Source organism: Azospirillum brasilense (assembly GCF_008365405.1).
GTDB classification, from domain to species: domain Bacteria; phylum Pseudomonadota; class Alphaproteobacteria; order Azospirillales; family Azospirillaceae; genus Azospirillum; species Azospirillum brasilense_D.
This window is the reverse complement of the sequence record NZ_QOKV01000002.1, coordinates 103,146-122,112: the sequence shown is the minus strand read 5'-3', so window position 1 is coordinate 122,112 and position 18,967 is coordinate 103,146. Positions and strand designations below refer to the sequence as shown.

General features: G+C 68.5%; 14 protein-coding genes. 9 read left to right on the top strand and 5 right to left on the bottom strand.

Translation table 11 applies throughout. The annotated features are described in order from the left end of the window. Window positions 1-199 precede the first annotated feature (199 nt). The 6 genes from lldP to DS837_RS04840 all read left to right on the top strand — a co-directional run bounded on the left by lldP (window position 200) and on the right by DS837_RS04840 (window position 8,575). Window positions 200-1,888 carry an L-lactate permease gene (gene lldP, locus DS837_RS04865; protein WP_149163699.1) on the top strand — a complete coding sequence of 563 codons (1,689 nt, stop codon included), beginning with the start codon at window positions 200-202 and terminating at the stop codon, window positions 1,886-1,888. A 363-nt stretch (window positions 1,889-2,251) separates the two neighbouring features. Continuing rightward, window positions 2,252-5,125 (top strand): FAD-binding and (Fe-S)-binding domain-containing protein, encoded by a 2,874-nt coding sequence (locus DS837_RS04860; protein WP_149163698.1) that lies wholly within the window; start codon window positions 2,252-2,254, stop codon window positions 5,123-5,125. A gap of 20 nt (window positions 5,126-5,145) precedes the next feature. Beyond that, entirely contained in the window at window positions 5,146-5,916 is a 771-nt protein-coding gene (locus DS837_RS04855; RefSeq protein WP_149163697.1) for a (Fe-S)-binding protein, read from the top strand. Further along, window positions 5,909-7,333 (top strand): LutB/LldF family L-lactate oxidation iron-sulfur protein, encoded by a 1,425-nt coding sequence (locus tag DS837_RS04850; protein ID WP_149163696.1) that lies wholly within the window; start codon window positions 5,909-5,911, stop codon window positions 7,331-7,333. The genes DS837_RS04855 and DS837_RS04850 overlap by 8 nt, the downstream gene beginning before the upstream one ends. Beyond that, window positions 7,326-7,985, top strand: a complete 660-nt coding sequence (locus tag DS837_RS04845) for a LutC/YkgG family protein (RefSeq protein WP_149163695.1) — start codon at window positions 7,326-7,328, stop codon at window positions 7,983-7,985. The genes DS837_RS04850 and DS837_RS04845 overlap by 8 nt, the downstream gene beginning before the upstream one ends. A gap of 143 nt (window positions 7,986-8,128) precedes the next feature. Continuing rightward, on the top strand, window positions 8,129-8,575 hold the full coding sequence (locus DS837_RS04840) for a group III truncated hemoglobin (RefSeq protein WP_149163694.1): 447 nt from the start codon (window positions 8,129-8,131) through the stop codon (window positions 8,573-8,575). Here DS837_RS04840 and DS837_RS04835 read toward each other — a convergent pair whose 3' ends face one another. Together DS837_RS04835 and DS837_RS04830 are read right to left on the bottom strand one after the other, a co-directional pair. Continuing rightward, a complete protein-coding gene (locus tag DS837_RS04835) occupies window positions 8,576-9,070 on the bottom strand; it encodes a substrate-binding domain-containing protein (protein ID WP_247889772.1) in 495 nt (164 codons plus the stop codon). It lies immediately after the preceding gene. A 65-nt stretch (window positions 9,071-9,135) separates the two neighbouring features. Then, a complete protein-coding gene (locus DS837_RS04830) occupies window positions 9,136-11,550 on the bottom strand; it encodes a hybrid sensor histidine kinase/response regulator (protein WP_149163692.1) in 2,415 nt (804 codons plus the stop codon). 230 nt (window positions 11,551-11,780) lie between these two features. Between DS837_RS04830 and DS837_RS04825 the strand changes: the two genes are divergently transcribed. Continuing rightward, window positions 11,781-12,644 carry an LOG family protein gene (locus DS837_RS04825; protein WP_149163691.1) on the top strand — a complete coding sequence of 288 codons (864 nt, stop codon included), beginning with the start codon at window positions 11,781-11,783 and terminating at the stop codon, window positions 12,642-12,644. Window positions 12,645-12,647: 3 nt separating this feature from the next. On the opposite strand, the gene DS837_RS04820 is transcribed toward DS837_RS04825, so the two are convergent. After that, window positions 12,648-13,436 (bottom strand): DUF3750 domain-containing protein, encoded by a 789-nt coding sequence (locus DS837_RS04820; protein WP_149163690.1) that lies wholly within the window; start codon window positions 13,434-13,436, stop codon window positions 12,648-12,650. A gap of 137 nt (window positions 13,437-13,573) precedes the next feature. On the opposite strand from DS837_RS04820, the gene DS837_RS04815 reads away from it, so the two are divergent. After that, on the top strand, window positions 13,574-14,014 hold the full coding sequence (locus DS837_RS04815) for a hypothetical protein (protein ID WP_149163689.1): 441 nt from the start codon (window positions 13,574-13,576) through the stop codon (window positions 14,012-14,014). A gap of 6 nt (window positions 14,015-14,020) precedes the next feature. Here DS837_RS04815 and DS837_RS04810 read toward each other — a convergent pair whose 3' ends face one another. After that, window positions 14,021-16,084, bottom strand: coding sequence for a mechanosensitive ion channel family protein (locus DS837_RS04810; RefSeq protein ID WP_170295745.1), 2,064 nt, complete (start codon window positions 16,082-16,084; stop codon window positions 14,021-14,023). A 289-nt stretch (window positions 16,085-16,373) separates the two neighbouring features. Between DS837_RS04810 and DS837_RS04805 the strand changes: the two genes are divergently transcribed. After that, window positions 16,374-16,748 (top strand): RT0821/Lpp0805 family surface protein, encoded by a 375-nt coding sequence (locus tag DS837_RS04805; protein ID WP_149163687.1) that lies wholly within the window; start codon window positions 16,374-16,376, stop codon window positions 16,746-16,748. 16 nt (window positions 16,749-16,764) lie between these two features. Here the strand turns inward: DS837_RS04805 and DS837_RS04800 are convergent, their stop codons facing one another. Further along, window positions 16,765-18,966 carry a site-2 protease family protein gene (locus DS837_RS04800; RefSeq protein WP_149163686.1) on the bottom strand — a complete coding sequence of 734 codons (2,202 nt, stop codon included), beginning with the start codon at window positions 18,964-18,966 and terminating at the stop codon, window positions 16,765-16,767. Window position 18,967 lies beyond the last annotated feature (1 nt).

The window sequence follows — 18,967 nt, the reverse complement described above, 5'->3', positions numbered from 1 at the left end:
TTGCGACCCAATGTATCCGTTCTGAGCCTTTGGTCATAATTTTTGACCGGAGCCCAACCCAAGAAAAAACTGATCTCCATGGTCAAACGGCCGTGGAATGACAGGCGGCGCGCGTCCGGATAAGACGCGCGGGTCCGGGTTCCATTCACGGTCGCAGGCCAAAGCGCAGAACCGAGAATCTGCGGCATAGGTAGGAAACATGCAGCCCTGGACACAAGTCTACGATCCCGCGGGTAACCTTTGGCTTTCGGCACTTGTGGCCGCGTTGCCGATCATTTTCTTCTTCATCGCGCTGACCGTTCTGCGCATGAAGGGCCACATCGCGGGCACCATCACCGTCGCCATTTCGCTGGCCGTCGCCATCCTGTTCTACAAGATGCCGGTCGGCATGGCGCTGGCGTCCGCCGGATACGGCTTCCTCTACGGCCTGTGGCCGATCGCCTGGATCATCGTGGCCGCCGTGTTCCTCTACAAGATCACGGTCAAGACCGGCCAGTTCGAGATCATCCGCTCGTCGGTGGTGTCGATCACCGAGGACCAGCGGCTTCAGATGCTGATGGTCGGCTTCTCCTTCGGCGCCTTCCTGGAAGGGGCGGCGGGCTTCGGTGCGCCGGTCGCCATCACCGCGGCGCTGCTGGTCGGGCTGGGGTTCAACCCGCTCTACGCCGCCGGTCTCTGCCTGATCGCCAACACCGCCCCGGTGGCCTTCGGCGCCATGGGCATTCCGATCATCGTCGCCGGTCAGGTCACCTCGCTCGACCCGTTCAAGATCGGCGCCATGGCCGGCCGCCAGCTTCCGCTGCTGTCCGTCTTCGTGCCCTTCTGGATCATCATGATCATGGACGGCTGGAAGGGCGTGCGCGAGACCTGGCCCGCCATCCTGGTCGCCGGCGGCACCTTCGCCGTCACCCAGTACTTCACCGCCAACTTCATCGGGCCGGAGCTGCCGGACATCACCTCCGCCCTGGTCAGCCTCGTCAGCATCACCGTCTTCCTCAAGTTCTGGAAGCCGAAGGCGATCTTCCGCTTCGCCAACTCCCCGCTGGCGTCGGGTCCGGTGCCGCAGTCGGTCGGCGCCATGGCGTCGAGCGAGTTCAACGCCCAGCGCGGCTACAGCGCCGGTGAGATCGCCAAGGCTTGGTCGCCCTTCCTGATCCTGACCGTGATCGTCACGATCTGGAGCCTGAAGCCCTTCAAGGCCCTGTTCGCCAAGGGCGGCGCGCTCGCCGACACGGTGCTGTACTTCCCGATCGCCGGGCTGGACAAGCTGGTGCTGAAGGCCGCCCCGATCGTCGCCTCGCCGAAGCCCATCGACGCCGTCTACAAGCTCGATCTGCTGGCGGCCACCGGCACGGCCATCCTGATCTCCGCGATCATCACGATGGTCATGCTGAAGATGCGCCCGGCCGATGGCGTGAAGACCTTCGTCGAGACGGTCAGCGAGCTGAAGCGCCCGATCTACTCGATCGGCATGGTCCTGGCCTTCGCCTTCATCGCCAATTACTCGGGCCTATCCTCGACCCTGGCGCTGCTGCTGGCCGGCACGGGCTTCCTGTTCCCGTTCTTCTCGCCGATCCTGGGCTGGCTGGGCGTGTTCCTGACCGGGTCCGACACGTCGAGCAACGCGCTGTTCTGCGGCCTGCAGGCCACTACGGCGCAGCAGGTGGGCGTGTCCGACGTGCTGATGGTCGCGGCCAACACGACCGGCGGCGTCACCGGCAAGATGATCTCCCCGCAGTCGATCGCCGTGGCCTGCGCAGCTGTGGGTCTGGTCGGCCGCGAGTCCGAACTGTTCCGCTTCACCGTGAAGCACAGCCTGTTCTTCGTCGCGATCATCGGCGTCATCACCATGATCCAGGCCTACATCCTGCCCTGGATGATCCCGTAAGCGTCGACGTCCGAACCCCTTCTCCTCTCCCTGGGGAGAAGGGGCGTCATCCACTGCCGAGCTTTTTTCCCTACGGCGCCGCTCGGCCTTCCATCCGGTCGGGAGGCGCCGCTTTCTTTGTGCGCCTTATTTCTTACGCATTGCAGCAGCGCAGCGCTGCGTTTGGTCAATTCATTTTACCATTGCGGCAACCCAGCAAATCGATTATCCCCAGCAAATCTATTATCCGACCTACTGACTGTGGCACACAACAAGCCGTCCGTCCGACGGGCGGAAACAAACGTCGCCCCAGCACCCGCAACCCGGACCGGCGATCACGGAGGAGTCGTCGCGCGGTCCCAGATCCGGAGGCCCCGAGAACCGATGCTGCCCGCGCCCTATGACCGCCTGCACGCGGCCCTCCGGGAGTTCATGCCGGACGAACGCCTCGTCACCGACCCGCTGCGCACGCTGGCCTACGGGACCGACGGCAGCTTCTACCGCCTGATCCCGCAGATCGTCGCCATCGTCGAGGCCGAGGGCGAGGTGGTGCGGCTGCTCAACCTCTGCCGGGAGCTGAAGACCCCGGTGACCTTCCGCGCCGCCGGCACCAGCCTGTCCGGCCAGGCGGTCACCGATTCCGTCCTGGTCCTGCTGGGCGACAGCTGGCGCGGCTGCACCATCCCGCCGGGTGCCGCGACGGTGACCCTCCAGCCCGGCGTCATCGGGGCGGAGGCGAACCGCAAGCTGGCCCCCTTCGGGCGCAAGATCGGCCCGGACCCGGCCTCCATCGCCACCGCCAAGATCGGCGGCATCGCGGCGAACAACGCCAGCGGCATGTGCTGCGGCACCGCGCAGAACAGCTACCGCACACTGGCCTCCATGCGGCTGGTGCTGGCCGACGGCACGCTGCTGGACACCGGCGACGCCGCCAGCCGCGACGCCTTCGCCGTCAGCCACGGCGCCCTGCTGTCCGGCCTGTCCGGTCTGGCCGCCCGCACCCGCGCCGACGAGAAACTGGCGGAGCGCATCCGCAACAAGTTCCGCATCAAGAACACCACCGGCTACAGCCTGAACGCCCTGGTGGATTTCGAGGACCCCGTCGAGATCCTCCAGCACCTGATGATCGGGTCGGAGGGCACGCTCGGCTTCCTGTCCGAGATCACCTACAACACGGTGCCGGAACACGCCCACAAGGCGAACGCCCTGCTGATGTACCCGGACATCGGGGAGGCCTGCCGCGCCGTCGCGCTGATGAAGCCGACGCCGGTCTCGGCGGTGGAACTGATGGACCGCGCCTCGCTGCGCTCGGTCGAGGGCAAGCCGGGCATGCCGGACTTCATCGGCGGGCTGGGGCCGGACGCCTCCGCCCTGCTGGTGGAGATCCGCGGCGAGGACGCGGCGGCGCTGGACGCCAACATCGCCGCGGTCAGCGCGGTGATCGCCCAGACCCAGACCCTGTTCGAGCCGACCTTCACCACCGACGCCAAGCTGGGCGAAAGCTACTGGAAGATCCGCAAGGGCCTGTTCCCGGCGGTCGGCGCCATGCGCAAGGTCGGCACCACGGTCATCATCGAGGACGTGGCCTACCCGCTCGACCGGCTGGCCGAGGCGACGGTCGAGCTTCAGTCCATGTTCCTGAAATTCGGCTACACCGAGGCGATCATCTTCGGCCATGCGCTGGAAGGCAACCTGCACTTCGTCTTCACCCAGGCCTTCGACACCGACGAGGAGGTGGACCGCTACCGCCGCTTCATGGACGCGGTGTGCGATCAGGTGGTGCGCAAGTACGACGGCTCGCTGAAGGCGGAGCACGGCACGGGCCGCAACATGGCCCCCTTCGTGGAGATGGAGTGGGGTCCGCAGGCCTACGGCCTGATGAAGGAGATCAAGGCGCTGCTCGACCCGCAGGGCCTGCTGAACCCCGGCGTCATCCTGAACGACGACCCGGAGGCCCATCTCAAGAACCTGAAGGCGATGCCGCCCGCCCACCCGCTGGTGGACACCTGCATCGAGTGCGGCTTCTGCGAGCCGACCTGCCCATCGCACAAGATGACGCTGTCCCCCCGGCAGCGCATCGTCGGCTGGCGCGAAATCTCGCGCCTTGAGGCCACCGGCGCCGACGCGGCTCGGCTCGGCGCGCTGCACGAGGCCTACGATTACCAGGGCATCGACACCTGCGCGGCCTGCGGCCTCTGTTCCACCGCCTGCCCGGTGGGGATCGAGACGGGGCTGCTCATCAAGGCGATCCGCGGCGACCGCCGCGGGGCGGTCGCCCAGGGCGTGGGCCGCTACGTCGCCGAACACACCGCCGGGGCCTTGTCGGTCGCCCGCACCGGCCTGAGGCTGGCCGATCTGGCGAAGCGGACGCTGGGCGACGACACGGCGAACGGGCTGTTCGAGAAGCTGCGCACCGTCACCGGCCAGCGCCTGCCGCATCTGCCGCGCGCCCTGCCCACCCCGACCAACTTCACGCCGCTGCCCCAGGCCAAGGCGTCCGCCGACGCACCGACCGTCGTCTATGTGCCGAGCTGCACCAGCCGCAGCATGGGGCCGGCCGCCAGCGACCCGGAGAAGACCCCGCTGCCGGTGAAGGTGGAAGCGCTGTTCCAGAAGGCCGGCTACCGCGTCGCCTATCCGGAGCAGCTGTCCTCGCTGTGCTGCGGCATGCCTTTGGAGAGCAAGGGGCTGGCGGCTCAGGCCGACGCCAAGGCGGAGGAGATGGTCCGCGCCATCTGGGCGGCCAGCACCAACGGCACAGCCCCGGTGGTTCTCGACACCAGCCCTTGTTCCTTCCGATTGAAGAAGCATCTGAAGGACGCCGGGCTCCAGGTCCTGGATCTGGTGGAGTTCATCCACGACCACCTGTTGCATCGGCTGACCTTCACCAAGCAGACGGAGCCGGTGGTGCTGCACCTGACCTGCTCCACCCGCCGGATGGGGTTGGATGCCAAGATGAAGGCGGTGGCCGCCGCCTGCGCCACCCAGGTGGTGGTGCCGGAGGATGTCGGCTGCTGCGGCTTCGCCGGCGACAAGGGTTTCACCACGCCGGAGCTGAACGCCCACGCCCTGCGCCACCTGTCCAAGGACATCCCCGCCGGGGCCAAGGCCGGCTATTCGAACAGCCGGACCTGCGAGATCGGCCTGTCCGACCACTCCGGCTTGCCGTACCGTTCCATCGTCTATCTGGTCGATGCCTGCTCGACGCCGAAGGCTCCCGCCACGGCTTCCACGCGCGCGTCGGAACCCGCGTTCTAAGGCGGGAGGGAGGAAAAACCATGAGCCACGACGGCACCATAAGCCGGCCCGACATCGAGCGGCCCGAAAGCGTTTATTTTTTCGGCACCTGTCTGGTCGACCTCTTCTACCCCGAAGCCGGCATGGCCGGCATGGAGCTGCTGAAGCGGCAGGGCGTCCGCGTCGTCTTCCCGCAGGGGCAGAGCTGCTGCGGCCAACCCGCCTACAACTCCGGCTACCGTGAGGAGGCGCTGAAGGTCGCCCGCGCGCAGCTCGACTATTTTCCCGGCGACTGGCCCATCGTCGTGCCGTCGGGCTCCTGCGCCGGCATGATGAGCAAGCACTGGCCCGACCTGTTCAAGGGCGAGCCGGACGAGGCCCGCGCCCGTCAGGTGGCGTCCCGCGTGTGGGAGCTGACCCAGTTCCTCGTCCAGGTCCTGAAGGTCAGGTTCGAGGACCAGGGGCCGCCGGTGAAGATCACGTGGCACGCCTCCTGCCACGCCCAGCGCGAAATGGGTGTGACCGACGAGCCGAAGGCCCTGCTGCGCCAGCTCGCCAACGTCGAACTGGTGGAGTTGCAGCGGGAGAAGGAATGCTGCGGCTTCGGCGGCACCTTCGCCGTGCGCCATCCGGAAATCTCCGCGGCGATGGTCGGCGACAAGGTGGCGGACATCGAGAACACTGGGGCCAAGGCGGTGGTGTCAGGCGACTGCGGCTGCCTGATGAACATCTCCGGAGCTTTGGAAGGCGGCAAGAAGCCGGTCCGCGGCGTCCATATCGCCCAGTTCCTGAAGGAGCGCACCCATGGGTGAGACCAGCATCAATTTCGCCAAGGCCTCCAGCGCCGCGCTCCAGGACCAGCAGCTCCGCGGCAACTTCCGCCGCGCCATGGACGGTTTGATGTCCAAGCGCGCCGTCCAGTTCGCCGACACCGCCGAGTGGAGCGGGGTGCGGACGCTCGGCGCCTCGGTCCGCCTGCGCGCCCTGTCCAAGCTGCCGGAACTGCTGGAGAAGCTGGAAGCCAACTGCACGAAGAACGGCATCCAGGTCCATTGGGCCTCCACCACCGACGAGGCCAACGCCATCGTCCTGTCCATCATGCAGCGCGTGAACGCCAAGCTGGTGGTCAAGGGCAAGTCGATGGTGTCGGAGGAGATGCACCTCAACGCCTTCCTGGAAAAGCACGGCATCGAAAGCCTGGAAAGCGACCTCGGCGAATACATCGTCCAGCTTGATGAAGCGATGCCCTCGCACATCATCATGCCGGCGATCCACATGAACACCAAGCAGATCGCCCATCTGTTCAAGCAGAAGATCAAGGAAGCGGAATACACCGAGGACGTGGCCCAGCTCACCGACCTCGCCCGCCGCGTCCTGCGCAAGAAGTTCGCGACCGCCGACGTCGGCATCTCCGGCGTCAACATGGCGGTGGCGGAGACCGGCACGCTCTGCCTGGTGGAGAACGAGGGCAACGGGCGCATGAGCACCACCGTGCCGCCCGTCCACATCGCCGTCATGGGCCTGGAAAAGGTCGTTGAGAAGCTGGAGGACGTGCCGCCGGTCATCAGCCTGCTGACCCGCTCGGCCACCGCCCAGCCGATCACCACCTACGTCAACATGATCTCCAGCCCCCGCAAGGAGGGCGAGAAGGACGGCCCGAACGAGATCCATCTGGTGATCCTCGACAACGGGCGGTCGGGCATCTACGCCGACGAGGAACTGCGCAACACGCTGCGCTGCATCCGCTGCGGCGCCTGCATGAACCATTGCCCGGTCTACACCAAGGTCGGCGGCCACGCCTATCAGGCGCCCTACCCCGGCCCGATCGGCTCGATCCTGATGCCGCAGGTGGAAGGGCTGGAGAAACGGGGCGAGTTGCCGCATGCCTGCACCATGTGCAACGCCTGCGTCGAGATTTGCCCGGTCAAGATCCCCATCGTGGAGATCATGGGCCGCCTGCGGTCGGAGGCCGTGCATCCCGGCGACAGCGTGAAGGGGGCCGGGTCGCACGCCAGCAAGGCGGAGGCGATGGTGTGGAAGGGCTGGTCGATGACCTACGCCTCGCCGCTCGCCTACCAGTTCGCGACGGCGCTGCTCGCCAAGCTGGGCAACGCCGCGCCGGCCAGCCTGCCGTTGCTCAAGGAGTGGACGAACGTGCGGTCCAAGCCGCGCTTCGCCAACCGCACGCTCCACGCCCTCGCTCGCGAGAAGGGGATCCCCGATGTCTGAGTCCAGAAACGCGATCCTGGGCAAGCTGCGCGCCGGGCGCGACGCCCATCCGCTGACCCCGCCGGAGTCCGATTTCGCCGTCCTGCGCAACAAGCGCTGGGAGGGGGCGGAGCGGCTGGAGCGCATCAAGCGCATGATGGAGGCCGTGCACACGGAGTTCCTGGAGACGACGGAGGCCAACTGGCCCGCCGACGTCCAGGCTTTCCTGAAGGCGCAGGGCACCCGCAACCTGCTGTTCGGCCCGGCGACCAAGGCCGGAGCGCGCCTGTCCGCCGAATGGACGGCGGATGGACCCGAGCTGATCCCCTACGCAGACCGGGTCGAGACCTTCAAGGAGCGGCTGTTCGATGGCATCGACGCCGGCATCACCACGACGTTGGGCGCCATCGCCGACACCGGCAGCCTGATCGTCTGGCCGACGCCGGAGGAGCCGCGGTTGATGTCGCTGGTGCCGCACATGCATCTGGCGCTGCTGCGCGCCGACGCGCTGTACGACACCTTCTGGCAGGCGATGACCGAGAACCGCTGGGCCGACGGCATGCCGACCAACGCCCTGCTGATCTCCGGCCCGTCGAAGACGGCGGATATCGAGCAGACGCTGGCCTACGGCGTCCACGGGCCGAAGCGGCTGGTGGTGGTTATCGTCCGGTAAGTGCCTGGAGAGCGCGTATGACGTTCATAACCCTCTCCCCGGAGGGGAGAGGGAATTTAAAGCCCTGCACGGGTGGCGGAGTGCCGCCGGGACGGGTATAGTGCGGGGTCTTGTTCGCCTCATGTTTTTAGGACCCCACCGCCTTGGACCAGACCGCCGTTCCCACCCCCCAGTCCGCCACCATCGCCGAACGCGTCGCCAAGACCGGCATCGACGAGGCGATGATCGAAGCCCTCGTCCGCACCTTCTACGGCAAGATCCGCGACGACGCCCTGCTCGGCCCGGTCTTCGGCGCGGCGATCACCGACTGGGAGCCCCATCTTCTGAAGATGATCGACTTCTGGTCCTCGGTCGCCCTGCTGACCCACCGCTACGACGGGCGCCCCCTGCCCGCCCACGTCCGCTTCGACATCGGGCCGGCGCATTTCGAGCGCTGGCTGGAGCTGTTCCGCGAGACGACGGCCGAGGTCTGCACGCCCGAGGCCGCCGCCTTTTTCGAGGACCGCGCGGCCAACATCGGGCGCAGCATCCAGATGGGGGTGGATTTCTTCCGCAAGCAGGCCGCCGCCGACGCTGGCGTTGCTCGCTGATCAGGCCCCGCGCACCGGCTTGCCCTTCACGCCCCAGCTGTCCGTGAAGTCGCGCACGCCGGGGATGGTCATCATGTGGGCGTCCTTGACGTAGACGAATTGCTTGGGACCAAGCTCGTACTCCATCATGGTGATGCCCTTGCCCCGGCAGCGCTTCTGCTCCTCGGCCCCGATGCGGCGGTCGGAGACCACCATGTCGGGATGCTCCAGCCCGACCCCGGCGCAGAAGCTGCGGAATCCGCTGTTGGTGCCCTCGGCGACGAGGCGCGGCTGGGTGTCGGGTGTGCTGTTGAAGCGGCTGGCCGCGCTGCTGACCGCCCCCCGCATGGACGGGCTGCCGACGATCCAGACCCCGCGCTCCTCGGGCGGCGGCTTCGGCACGGTCGGCGGCGGCAGGGTGGCCGTCTGCTGCGGCGGCGAAAACCCAGGGAATTGGCACCCGGCCAGCGCCGCCGCGACGGCGACCATGGCAAGGCCTTTCGACAGGGATGGCACTCTGTTGTCTCCTCCATAACCCTCGCACGGCGCGGCACCGGCGGCACCGCTGGTGGTAGCAACGCTCAAGCCGGCCCGATGGCTCCAAGATGGCTGGCCAGTGCGGCTTCGAGAAGGCGCGGGGTCACCGGCTTGTGCATCAGGCCGAGACCGTGCCGGGCGGCATCGCGCTGCGGCTCCGGTCCGATCTCCCCGGTGACGATGAGACCCGGCACGTCGGCGCCGAACAGGTCGCGGATGCGCAGGATGGCCTCGGTGCCGACCCGCCCCTGGCGCAGCCGGTAGTCGGCCAGCACGACGTCGGGCCGCCGCCCGCCGGTGCGCAGACGCTCCAGCGCTTCACCGGTGCTCCCGGCGGACAGCACCTCGAATCCCCACTCGCCCAGCATCGCCGCCAGCCCCAACAGAACGATGGCGTCGTCCTCCACGACCACCGCCAGCCGCCCGTCCCCGGTCGCGGTCATGGCATCGGCCCGGCCCGTTCGCATGGCGGTCACCGGAGGGCGCGGGGCGTCCTGACGGATCAAGGGGACGCTGACCGAGAAGATCGAACCGCGCCCCGGCCGCGACACCAGATCCACCGGATGGTCGAGCAGCCGCGACAGCCGGCGCACGATCGCGAGCCCGAGGCCCAGGCCCTGGTCACGGTCGCGTTCCGGGTTGCCGATCTGGTGGAACTCCTCGAAGATGCGCTCCCGCTGTTCGGGCGGAATGCCCAGGCCGGTGTCGTGCACCTCCACGCACAGGCGCGTTCCCTGGGGGCGGCAATCGACCATGACGCGGCCCCGGTCGGTGTAGCGGATGGCGTTGTCGACCAGATTGCGCAGCATCCGTCCCAACAGAACCCGGTCGCTGCGCACCGTGCCGGTGAAGGGGACGACCCGCCAGTCCAGCCCCTTGGCCTCGGCCAGCGGAGTGTAGGCGGCGGACAGCGGGCCGAGCAGGTCGGCGACGGGGAATTCCTCGATCTGTGGCGCCACCACCCCGGCGTCGAGACGCGACACGTCGAGCAGGCTGTCCAGGAGATCCTTCAGCGTGTCCAGCCCCTGCTGAAGCCGGTCCAGCGCCCGCTGCCCGGCCTCGCCGGCGACATGCGGCGCCAACGCCCCGGCGAACAGCAGGATCGACTGCATGGGTTGGCGCAGGTCGTGGCTGGCCGCCGCCAGGAAGCGGCCTTTCGAGCGGTCGGCCTCCTCCGCCGCCTGCTGGGCGCGCCGGATGTCGTGGATGTCCACGGCGGTGCCGATCCAGGAGACGATGGCTCCCCATTCCCTCACCGGCACCACGCGGCACTGGTGCCAGCGCCACGCCCCGTCGGCGCGCCGAACCCGGATGTTGCTCTGATAAGGCGTTCCGGCGGCGATCGAGCGCGTCCTCAGCTCGATGAAGGCGGAACGGTCGTCCGGATGGATGGCCTTCCAGTTGGCCATGGTTTCCACGTCCTGGCCGGTGTAGGCGCGCAATTCGACATTGTAATATTCGGGGGTGCCGTCCGGGCGGTTGATCCACATGAGCAGCGGCGTGTTGTCCACCAGCGTGCGGAACCGCGCTTCGCTCGACCGCAGCGCCTCCTCCGCGCGCTTGCGGGCGGTGACGTCGCGGGCCACCCCGACGACGCCGATGGCCGTTCCCCAGGCGTCGCGCAGGGGCATCACGCTGATCATCAGGACGCGCTTGCCCTCCTCGATGGGGAAAGGCAGTTCCTCCTCGACCGTCTCCTCCCGCCCGGTGACGACCACCCGCCCGCACAGGTCGTCAAGTCGCCTGGCTTCCTCCGGCGGGAACAGATCCTCGTCGGTCAGGCCCACCACCGCCTCCTGCGTCCGTCCGAACAGGCGCGCGGTCGCGGAGTTGACCAAGGTGAAGCGGCGCTCCCGGTCCTTGGCGAAGATCGGGTCGGTGACGCTCTCCAGAAGGCTTTCCAGCAGGGCGTTCTTGTCCCGCAGCAGCGTCTCCGCCGCCTGGGCGGCACGGTGGGCGGCCTGGGTTTCCATCTCGTGCATGGCGAGACGGGCGAACTCCTCCAGATCCCGCTCATCCTCCGCGCTGAACTCCGGATGGGGCCGGTGGTCGAGCAGGGAGAAGGTTCCGATCCGCAGCCCATCCGGCGCGATCAGCGGCGCGCCGGCGTAGAAGCGCAAATGCGGCGGCCCGGTCACCAATTCGTTGTCGGCAAAGCGGTCGTCCTCCCGCGTGTCGTGCACGACCAGCACCGCGTCGTCGAGAATGGTGTGGGCGCAGAAGGACAGCCGCCGCTCGACGACCATCGTTTCCAGGCCATAGCCGGCCTTGGACCATTGCCGCGTCTCGTCCACCAGATTGACCATGACGATGGGCATGCGGAAATGGCGGGCGCCCAACCGGGCCAGCCGGTCGAAAGCCGGTTCCGGCGGCGTGTCCAGCACGCCGTAGCTCTTCAGCCGGTCGAGCCGGGCGCGCTCATCCGATGGCCATGGCTGCTCGATGCTGGTCAACGTCACCCCTTACGAACAGATGCGGATAAGACGCTGATGGTCGGGCGCAGACGCGCCTTCATCATGATGTGGGCAGGGCCAATGCTCATGGAAAGACGCGGAACCGGTTTCCCTTCCGCCCGCCTTCCGGTCTGCGGCACAATTGCTTTGAATGCAAACCCTTTGAGTCCGGGCAAAGAGCCGCTCGCGACCCCACATGACCAGAAGCCGTTCCCCGTCCCCACTCGGAGCACAGCATGAAGGACAACAGGCCGAACCACGAATCCGCCGCCTACCGCATCGCCTTCGAGGACCGCGATTTCCTGTTGAGCGAGCCGATGCGCGGGGTGCGCTTCATGCTCGAATACGCCAAGCCGGAATCGGAGCTTAAGGCCTGGGGCATCCGGTCCACCATCGTGGTCTATGGCAGCGCGCGGGTGCCCTCGCCCGAACGGGCGGAGCAACTTCTCCGCGACGCCCGCACGCCGGAGGAGCGGCAACTGGCCGAGCGGCGGGCCAAGCAGGCGGCTTGGTACGAGGAGGCGCGGACCTTCGGGCGCATCGTGTCGGAGCGCGGCGGCGCCCTGGCACCCACCGAGGACGGGCAGCGCGACAACGTGATCGCCACCGGCGGCGGCCCCGGCCTGATGGAGGCCGCCAACCGCGGCGCGCAGGAGGCCGGGGCGCCGAGCATCGGCTTCAACATCAGCCTGCCGCAGGAGCCGCACCCCAACCCCTACAGCACGCCGGAGCTGACCTTCCGCTTCCATTATTTCGCCATCCGGAAAATGCATCTGGCGATGCGCGCCAACGGGCTGGCCATCTTCCCCGGCGGTTTCGGCACCTTCGACGAGGCGTTCGAGATCCTGAACCTGCGCAACACCAACAAGGCCTCCCGCCTGCCCATCGTCTTCGTCGGGCGCGACTATTGGAACGAGGTGGTGAACTTCCGGGCGCTGGCCGACCACGGCATGGTCAGCGCCGGCGACCTCGACCTGTTCGACATCGCCGACACGGCGGAGGAGGCGTGGGACTGCATGACCCGGCTCGGCCTGAAGCGCGGCAACCCGCCGCTCGGCCCGGCCGGCACCGGCATGTCGGCCGCCGATGAGGAGACCTGAGGCTCAGCCCGGCGGCGGACTGTCGGCAGCCGGAGCGGTCGGGGCGGGGGCGTTCAGCGCCACCCGCCCGACGCCCGGAATTTTGACCGCGAGATCGAAGGGATCGACCCCGAAGGTCATGCCCAGCAGGTTCACCTCGAACCCTTCCTCCTTGGCCAGGAGCAGACCGGCGAGGCCGAACAGGCTGACCTGCCAACCGGTGCCGCTGGGCGCACGCGCGATCAGGCCGGTGCCCAGATAGTCCTTGCCCAGCGCCGTGGAGGGCAGGTCGAGCCGCAGGTCCGGCACCGCCCGCCCCACCCAGGCGGCGAAGGTGTTGCTGTTGGGGCCGGGCCAGATGCGGTATTCCCCGGCGTAGGGGTAGCTCCGGGCGGCCTCGGCGATCTTGGGGATGGCGGCCTCGGCGGCGGGGCCGCGCAGTTCGGCCAGCACCGCGGGGGCGGAGCCGAACCAGCGCCCGTCCGGGTCGCGGTTGCTGACCGCCACCGCCGGCAGGCCGCGGTAGACCCGCCAGCCGACCACTTCATAGACGGTGTAGGCCGACGCCCCCGCCGGCTTCACCGCGAACCACGGGTGCGTGCCGAAGGCGCCGCGCCAGGACAGGGCGCGGGCGGCGTAGACCTGCACCACGGCCTCCGGCGTCGTGGCGGGATCGGGAGCGAGGCCGACGGACCTGCGGTCCGCCCGGCTCCAGTCCACGCCCAGCGTCGCCGTTCCCGACGCGATCACGAAGGCCGGACCGGCCAGCAGCACGACCAGCGTCATCAAAATCACCAGGATGGTGGCCGCCATTCTTTTCCGCACCGCTCCCTCTCGCCTGATGGGCCGTTTCCCAGATAGGCTGTCATCGCCCTGCCCGCCACCGATGTTGTACGTTGACGACCATCCGGATGGTTCATCGCCGGATGGTTCATCGAAGGAGCGCACCGATGCCCGTTGCCGATCTCACCGACCTCATGGACCGCATCACCCGTCAGGCGCCGACCCGTGCCGCGACGATGGAGGTCGCCCGCGCGCTCGGCTGGACCACGGGGCCGAGCCGCAAGGGGTGGAAGGTGGTCCAGCCCACCGGCTATGTCGGCGGCATGGTCGTTCCGCCCAGCGCCGACACCGCCGCCGCGGACGCGTGGTTCGACCCTGAGGGGACGGAACGCGGCCTCGCCGGTCCCAACGCGGAGTTTCCGCCCTATCTGACCAGCCTGGACACCGCCCTGTCCGCCGTCCCCGCGGCGGGGCGAGCGGCCGCCCTGCGGACCGCGCTGGACCGGCACCGGGCATGGCAGGAGGAGTCCGGGCGGGACGACGCGGCGCTCGTCCGCCTGCCCGCCTTCGTCATCGCGGCGTGGCTGTCCGTGAAACCGGCGGCGTGACGGACCTCACTCCGCCGCTCCGCTCTCCTTGCGGGAACTGTTCATGGCCTGGGCGGCGGCGAATCCGATAACCCGGTTGGCGGCGTCCGGATCGTCCACCCGCACCACCACGCCGCGCCCGACCAGATGGATGCCGTGAGCCTGGAAGGCCCGGATCAGGCGGTGATAGGCCTCGCGCCGGATGACGAACTGCTCGTTGGGCTTGGTGATGAATTTGACGCCGATGATCGCCGCGTCGTCCTCCACCCGCCGCACGCCCTGGGACTTCAGCGGTTCGATGAAGCTCGGCCCCATTTCCGGGTCGGCGGACAGATCCTTGCCGACCTCCTTCACCAGCTTCTTGACCAGCCCCATGTCGGTCTCCGGCGGAACGCGGAACTCCAGACGCATCAGTGCCCAGTCGCGGCTGTAGTTGGTCAGCGCCTTGATCTGGCCGAAGGGCAGCGTGTGCACCGCGCCGCGGTGGTGGCGCAGCTTCAGCGAGCGCAGGGAGATGCCCTCCACCGTGCCGCGCAGTTGCCCAACCTCCACATAGTCGCCCATGTGGAAGGCGTCCTCGAGCAGGAAGAAGACGCCGGCCAGGATGTCGGCAATGGTCGACTGCGCGCCGAGACCGATGGCGATGCCGACCACCCCCGCCCCGGCCAGCAATGGCCCGATCTCGATGCCCAGCGAGGACAGGACGATCATGACCAGGATGATGACCAGCACGACCTGAAGGAACTTCCGCAGCAGCGGCAGCAAGGTCGCCAGCCTCTGCCCGCGTGAGGAAACGCCATCGTGCCGCGCGCCCTCCAAAGCACGGTCGATGGCCCGCACCACCATCGTCCAAGCGACGTAACCCAGCAGAAGCACGACCGTTACATTGAACAGCAGCCGCAGGACGATGCCGATCGTTCCGGAGGCCTGCTCCACCCGGAACCCCCAGATGGCCGCGGTGGCGAAGACCCCGACGACGAACAGGGCCGACCACAGCGCCCGCATCACCCGCGCCACCGCAGCCTTCCCCGCCGCCGTCTCCTCTCCCCGGTAGAAGCGCGCGAGCGGGCGCTGGGCCATCAGGGCGATGGCCGGCACCGCCAGCGCAACCAGAAGGCTGGCGAGCATCCGCGGCCCGGTCGCCGGTTCCAGCCGCACCGCGGCCGCCGCGACGACCAGCCACAAGGCGACCAGGTAGACCGAGGCCGCCACAGCCCACAGCCCCAATGTGGGGTGGTCCTTCGCCTCGATGCCCAGCGGATGGGCGACGGCCCGCGCCACCGCCGTGCGCCCGCGCCACACGCGGAAGAGCAGATAAAGGAAGGGCACGGTGCTCAGCGGCAGGCCGATGGCGACGATGGCGTTTCCGGCAACCCCCAGCGCCAGCAGAAGATCGACCAGCCCGAGCACCGTCGCGGCCAGCGTCACGGTGATCACGCCCGTGCGGTGCAGGGCGCGCGCGTCCGCGTCCTCCAGCGGGATCAGGCGCAGCGCCGTGCGCCCCGGCGCGCAGAGGAAGCGGATCAGCCGATCGCATAGAAGCACGGTCATAGCCGCCTGGAGCACCGCCAGCAGAACCGCCGGAGCCGCGGGATGCGGCGGGCGTACGATCGCATAGACCACAAGGACCCCGACCGCGAAGGCACCCACCGGAACCAGCCCGAGCACGAAGCGCAGCGCGCCCGTCAGCAGCGGCGCCCCGCCTTCCGACTCCAGCTTCCGAAGCGGCTCCGCCAGGACCCGCCTGGTCAGCAGCAACGCCACCGTTCCCGCCGTGAAGAGGATCAGCAGGCCGCGGAGCAGGCGCAACGGGTGCACCGCCGCCTCCCGCCCGTTGGGACGCGCGAAGGCGTCCGACAGGATGGAGGGAAGCTGCGGATAAGTGGCGGCGACCGCCTCAAGCCGTGCCGCATACACTTCCAGCGCGGTCGCCGTTCCGCCTGCCGTGGGGGGGTGGACATCCGGTGTCTGCCCCAATGCGCTTCCAGACGGCAGACCGGCGAACAGCAGGGCCGCGAGAAGCAAAGTGGCGAGCAGCGGAAGGGCCGTCCTACGGAGACGGGAGCGACACCTTTCCGAATCGTCTTCCATTGGGCCATCCAGGCGGAGTGCACGGAGCGGCGGCCCATCGGGCTGAAAGGCCGCGCCCATGGCTTGAGACGCTCGCCCTCCCCCCCGCCATGAGGCCAGTACGTTACGGTTGCCTACCGGGCCGAGCGGCGCCCGGTGCGCGTGGGGCCCTTCTCTCTTGCGTACAGCGTATGTTGCAGAGGACGTATGTTACGGTAAGGCGACGGTTCGTGACCTGCCTTCACGAGCGGACTTCCTCAATCGTTCCTAAAATGCCCGGATTCAGTCAACGGTCATAAGGAACCGCCGCATGCGCCTGTTATCCATCGCGCCCCTTGGGCTTCACGCTGCCGCGTTGATCGCGACGCTGGCCATCGCGACCCCCGCGCAGGCCCAGTTCGGCCTGTTTCTCGGTGGGCGCGGCGGGGTGGATCTGACGGACGAGGATTGGGACCTGTTCCGCAAGGCGCTCGCCGACGCCCTGACCCCCATGGAGGCGGGACGGCGCACCGAATGGAACAACCCGAAGACCGGGGTGCGCGGCGATGTGGTCGTGGAGAAGGTCCACGAGCGCGACGGTGCCCCCTGCGGGGACGTTCAGGCCAATTTCATCCGGCGGACCGTCCAACCCTACAGGCTGACCTTCTGCAAGATGGCCAACGGGCGATGGGCGATCGCGCCCTGATGGGCATTCTTTCCCGTCAGAACCCGGTTTCGCGGATCAGCACGGCCAGCGCGGTGCGCCAGAAGCGGTCGGCCAGACTGCGCGCCTCGCCGTCCACGCGGGCCACGCCGCGCATCTGGTGGGCGGGCCCCGCCTGGGTCCGGTCCAGCGGCGCCAGGGTCACCCGATAGACGGCCTCCACCGGCTTCAGGTTGGAACGCGCGGCCTCGGCGTTCGTCCGCCCCATCGACGGTCCGGTCTGGCTCTCCACCGCGATCGGGCCACCATGGATCGAGGCCAGGGCGGGAATGTCCAGCCCCTTCACGCTCACCCGGTTCACCGCCGTCACCTGCGCTTCCATGCGGGGGCGCAGCGGGTCGTCGGCGTGGAACACCGCGCCCGCCCCCACCATGATGCGTGTGAGGTCGTTCTCGGCCACATAGCCGACCAGTTCGCCGCCACCATCGGCGACGATCTGGCCGAGCGCCAGCGACGGTCCGACCCAGCGCCCGGGGCGCAGCGCGTCGGCCACATCCACCACCGTTCCGGCGATGGGCGCACGGATTTCCAGCCGTGCCAGACCGTCGAGCAGGCCCTGCCGGTCGGCCAGCCCGGCGGCCAGGTCCTCCTCCATCACGCGCACCCGATCCAACCCGTCGCGGGCGGCCAGCATGCGGTCGATGCGATCCTGCGCCAGCGCGATGCGCAATTCCGACTGCTCCAGCTTGCTCGTCAGTTCCGGCGCTTCCAGGCGGAACAGCAGGTCGCCCGCCGCCACGCGCCGGCCGGGCTGGACCAGCACCTCGACGATGCGCGACGGAGCCGGGGCGAACAGGGTCGAGAAGCCCTCCGCCCGCCACACCGACGGCACGGCGATGGTGCCGGTGACCGGCACGAAGGCCAGCCAGACCAGCGCGGCCAAGCCGCCCAGGGTCATCAGGAGGTTCCGGTTGGGCCGCAGGCTGCCCCGCCGTTCCCACCATTCCTTCACCTCGTTGACCAGGGGGCGAAGGATGAACCAGCCGACTTCCACCGCGAACAGCACGATGCCCAGCACCTTGATGAAAACGTGATAGACCAGCACCGCGATGCCGATGAACAGCACCAGCCGGTAGACCCAGGTGGCGAAGGCGTAGGCCAGCATCACCCGGTGCAGCCACGGATCGAATCGCTCCGGCACCTCGTCGCCCAGCCCGAACAGCCATTCCCGCAGCCGCCAGCGGGCGAGCGCGAAGGCGCGGTCCTGCAGGTTCGGCACGTCCAGCGCGTCGGCCAGCAGGTAATAGCCGTCGAAGCGCATGAAGGGGCTGAGGTTGATGGTCAGGGTCGTCACCCAGCTCACCGTCGCCACGAAGAAGGCGGCGCTACGCAACGGCCCGTCGGGCAGGAAGCTCCAGGCCAGCGTGGCGAAGGCGGCCAGCGCCAGTTCGGTCAGCATGCCGGCCGCCGCGATGTGCAGCCGGGCCCGGCGGGAGACGAGCCGCCACGCGTCGCTGGTGTCGGTGTAGAGCACCGGCCACATCACCAGGAAGGCCGCCCCCATGGTCGGCACGCGGCAGCCGAAGCGTTTCGCGGTGTAGGCGTGCCCCAGCTCGTGCAGGGTCTTCGTCACCAGCAGGGTCAGGCCGTAGAGCGCCATCCCCTCCAGCGTGAAGAAGTGCAGGAAGGTGTGGGCGAAGCTGTCCCATTGGCGCATCACCAGAATGAGACCCAAAACCCCCGCGCCGATCACCGTCCACAACCAGCCCCGGCTGTAGAAGGGCGCCACGTAACGCACCGTGGCGTTCAGGAAGGCGTCGGGCCGGACCAGCGGGATGCGGAAGAACAGGTAGTTGTGCAGCAGCCACATCCACCAGGACGTGCGTCGCGCCGCCGTCTGCTTCGCCAGGAAATCGACGTCGGCGCCCTGGGTCAGGTTGCTGCCGGCCAGGAACTTGTAGAGGCCGACGACATCCTCCGCCTCCGGCTCCAGGACCGTTTCGGCGGCCACCGCGGCGGCGATGGCGCGGGGCGATCCGTGATGCCAGCGGGCGATGACTTCGAAGGCGCCGTGGCCGATGCGGAAATAGCGGTTGCGCACCGGATCGTGGATCGTCCAGCAGGGCGACCCGTCCACCGCCGGCGGCGCCGGCAGCAGTTGCAGTTCCTCGCGCAGCGGCGGCAACCGCACGCTGTCCAGCGGATCCACCGGCGTGACCGCCGCCGGCCCCGTCGTCATGCCGATGGCGGCGGCGCCCATG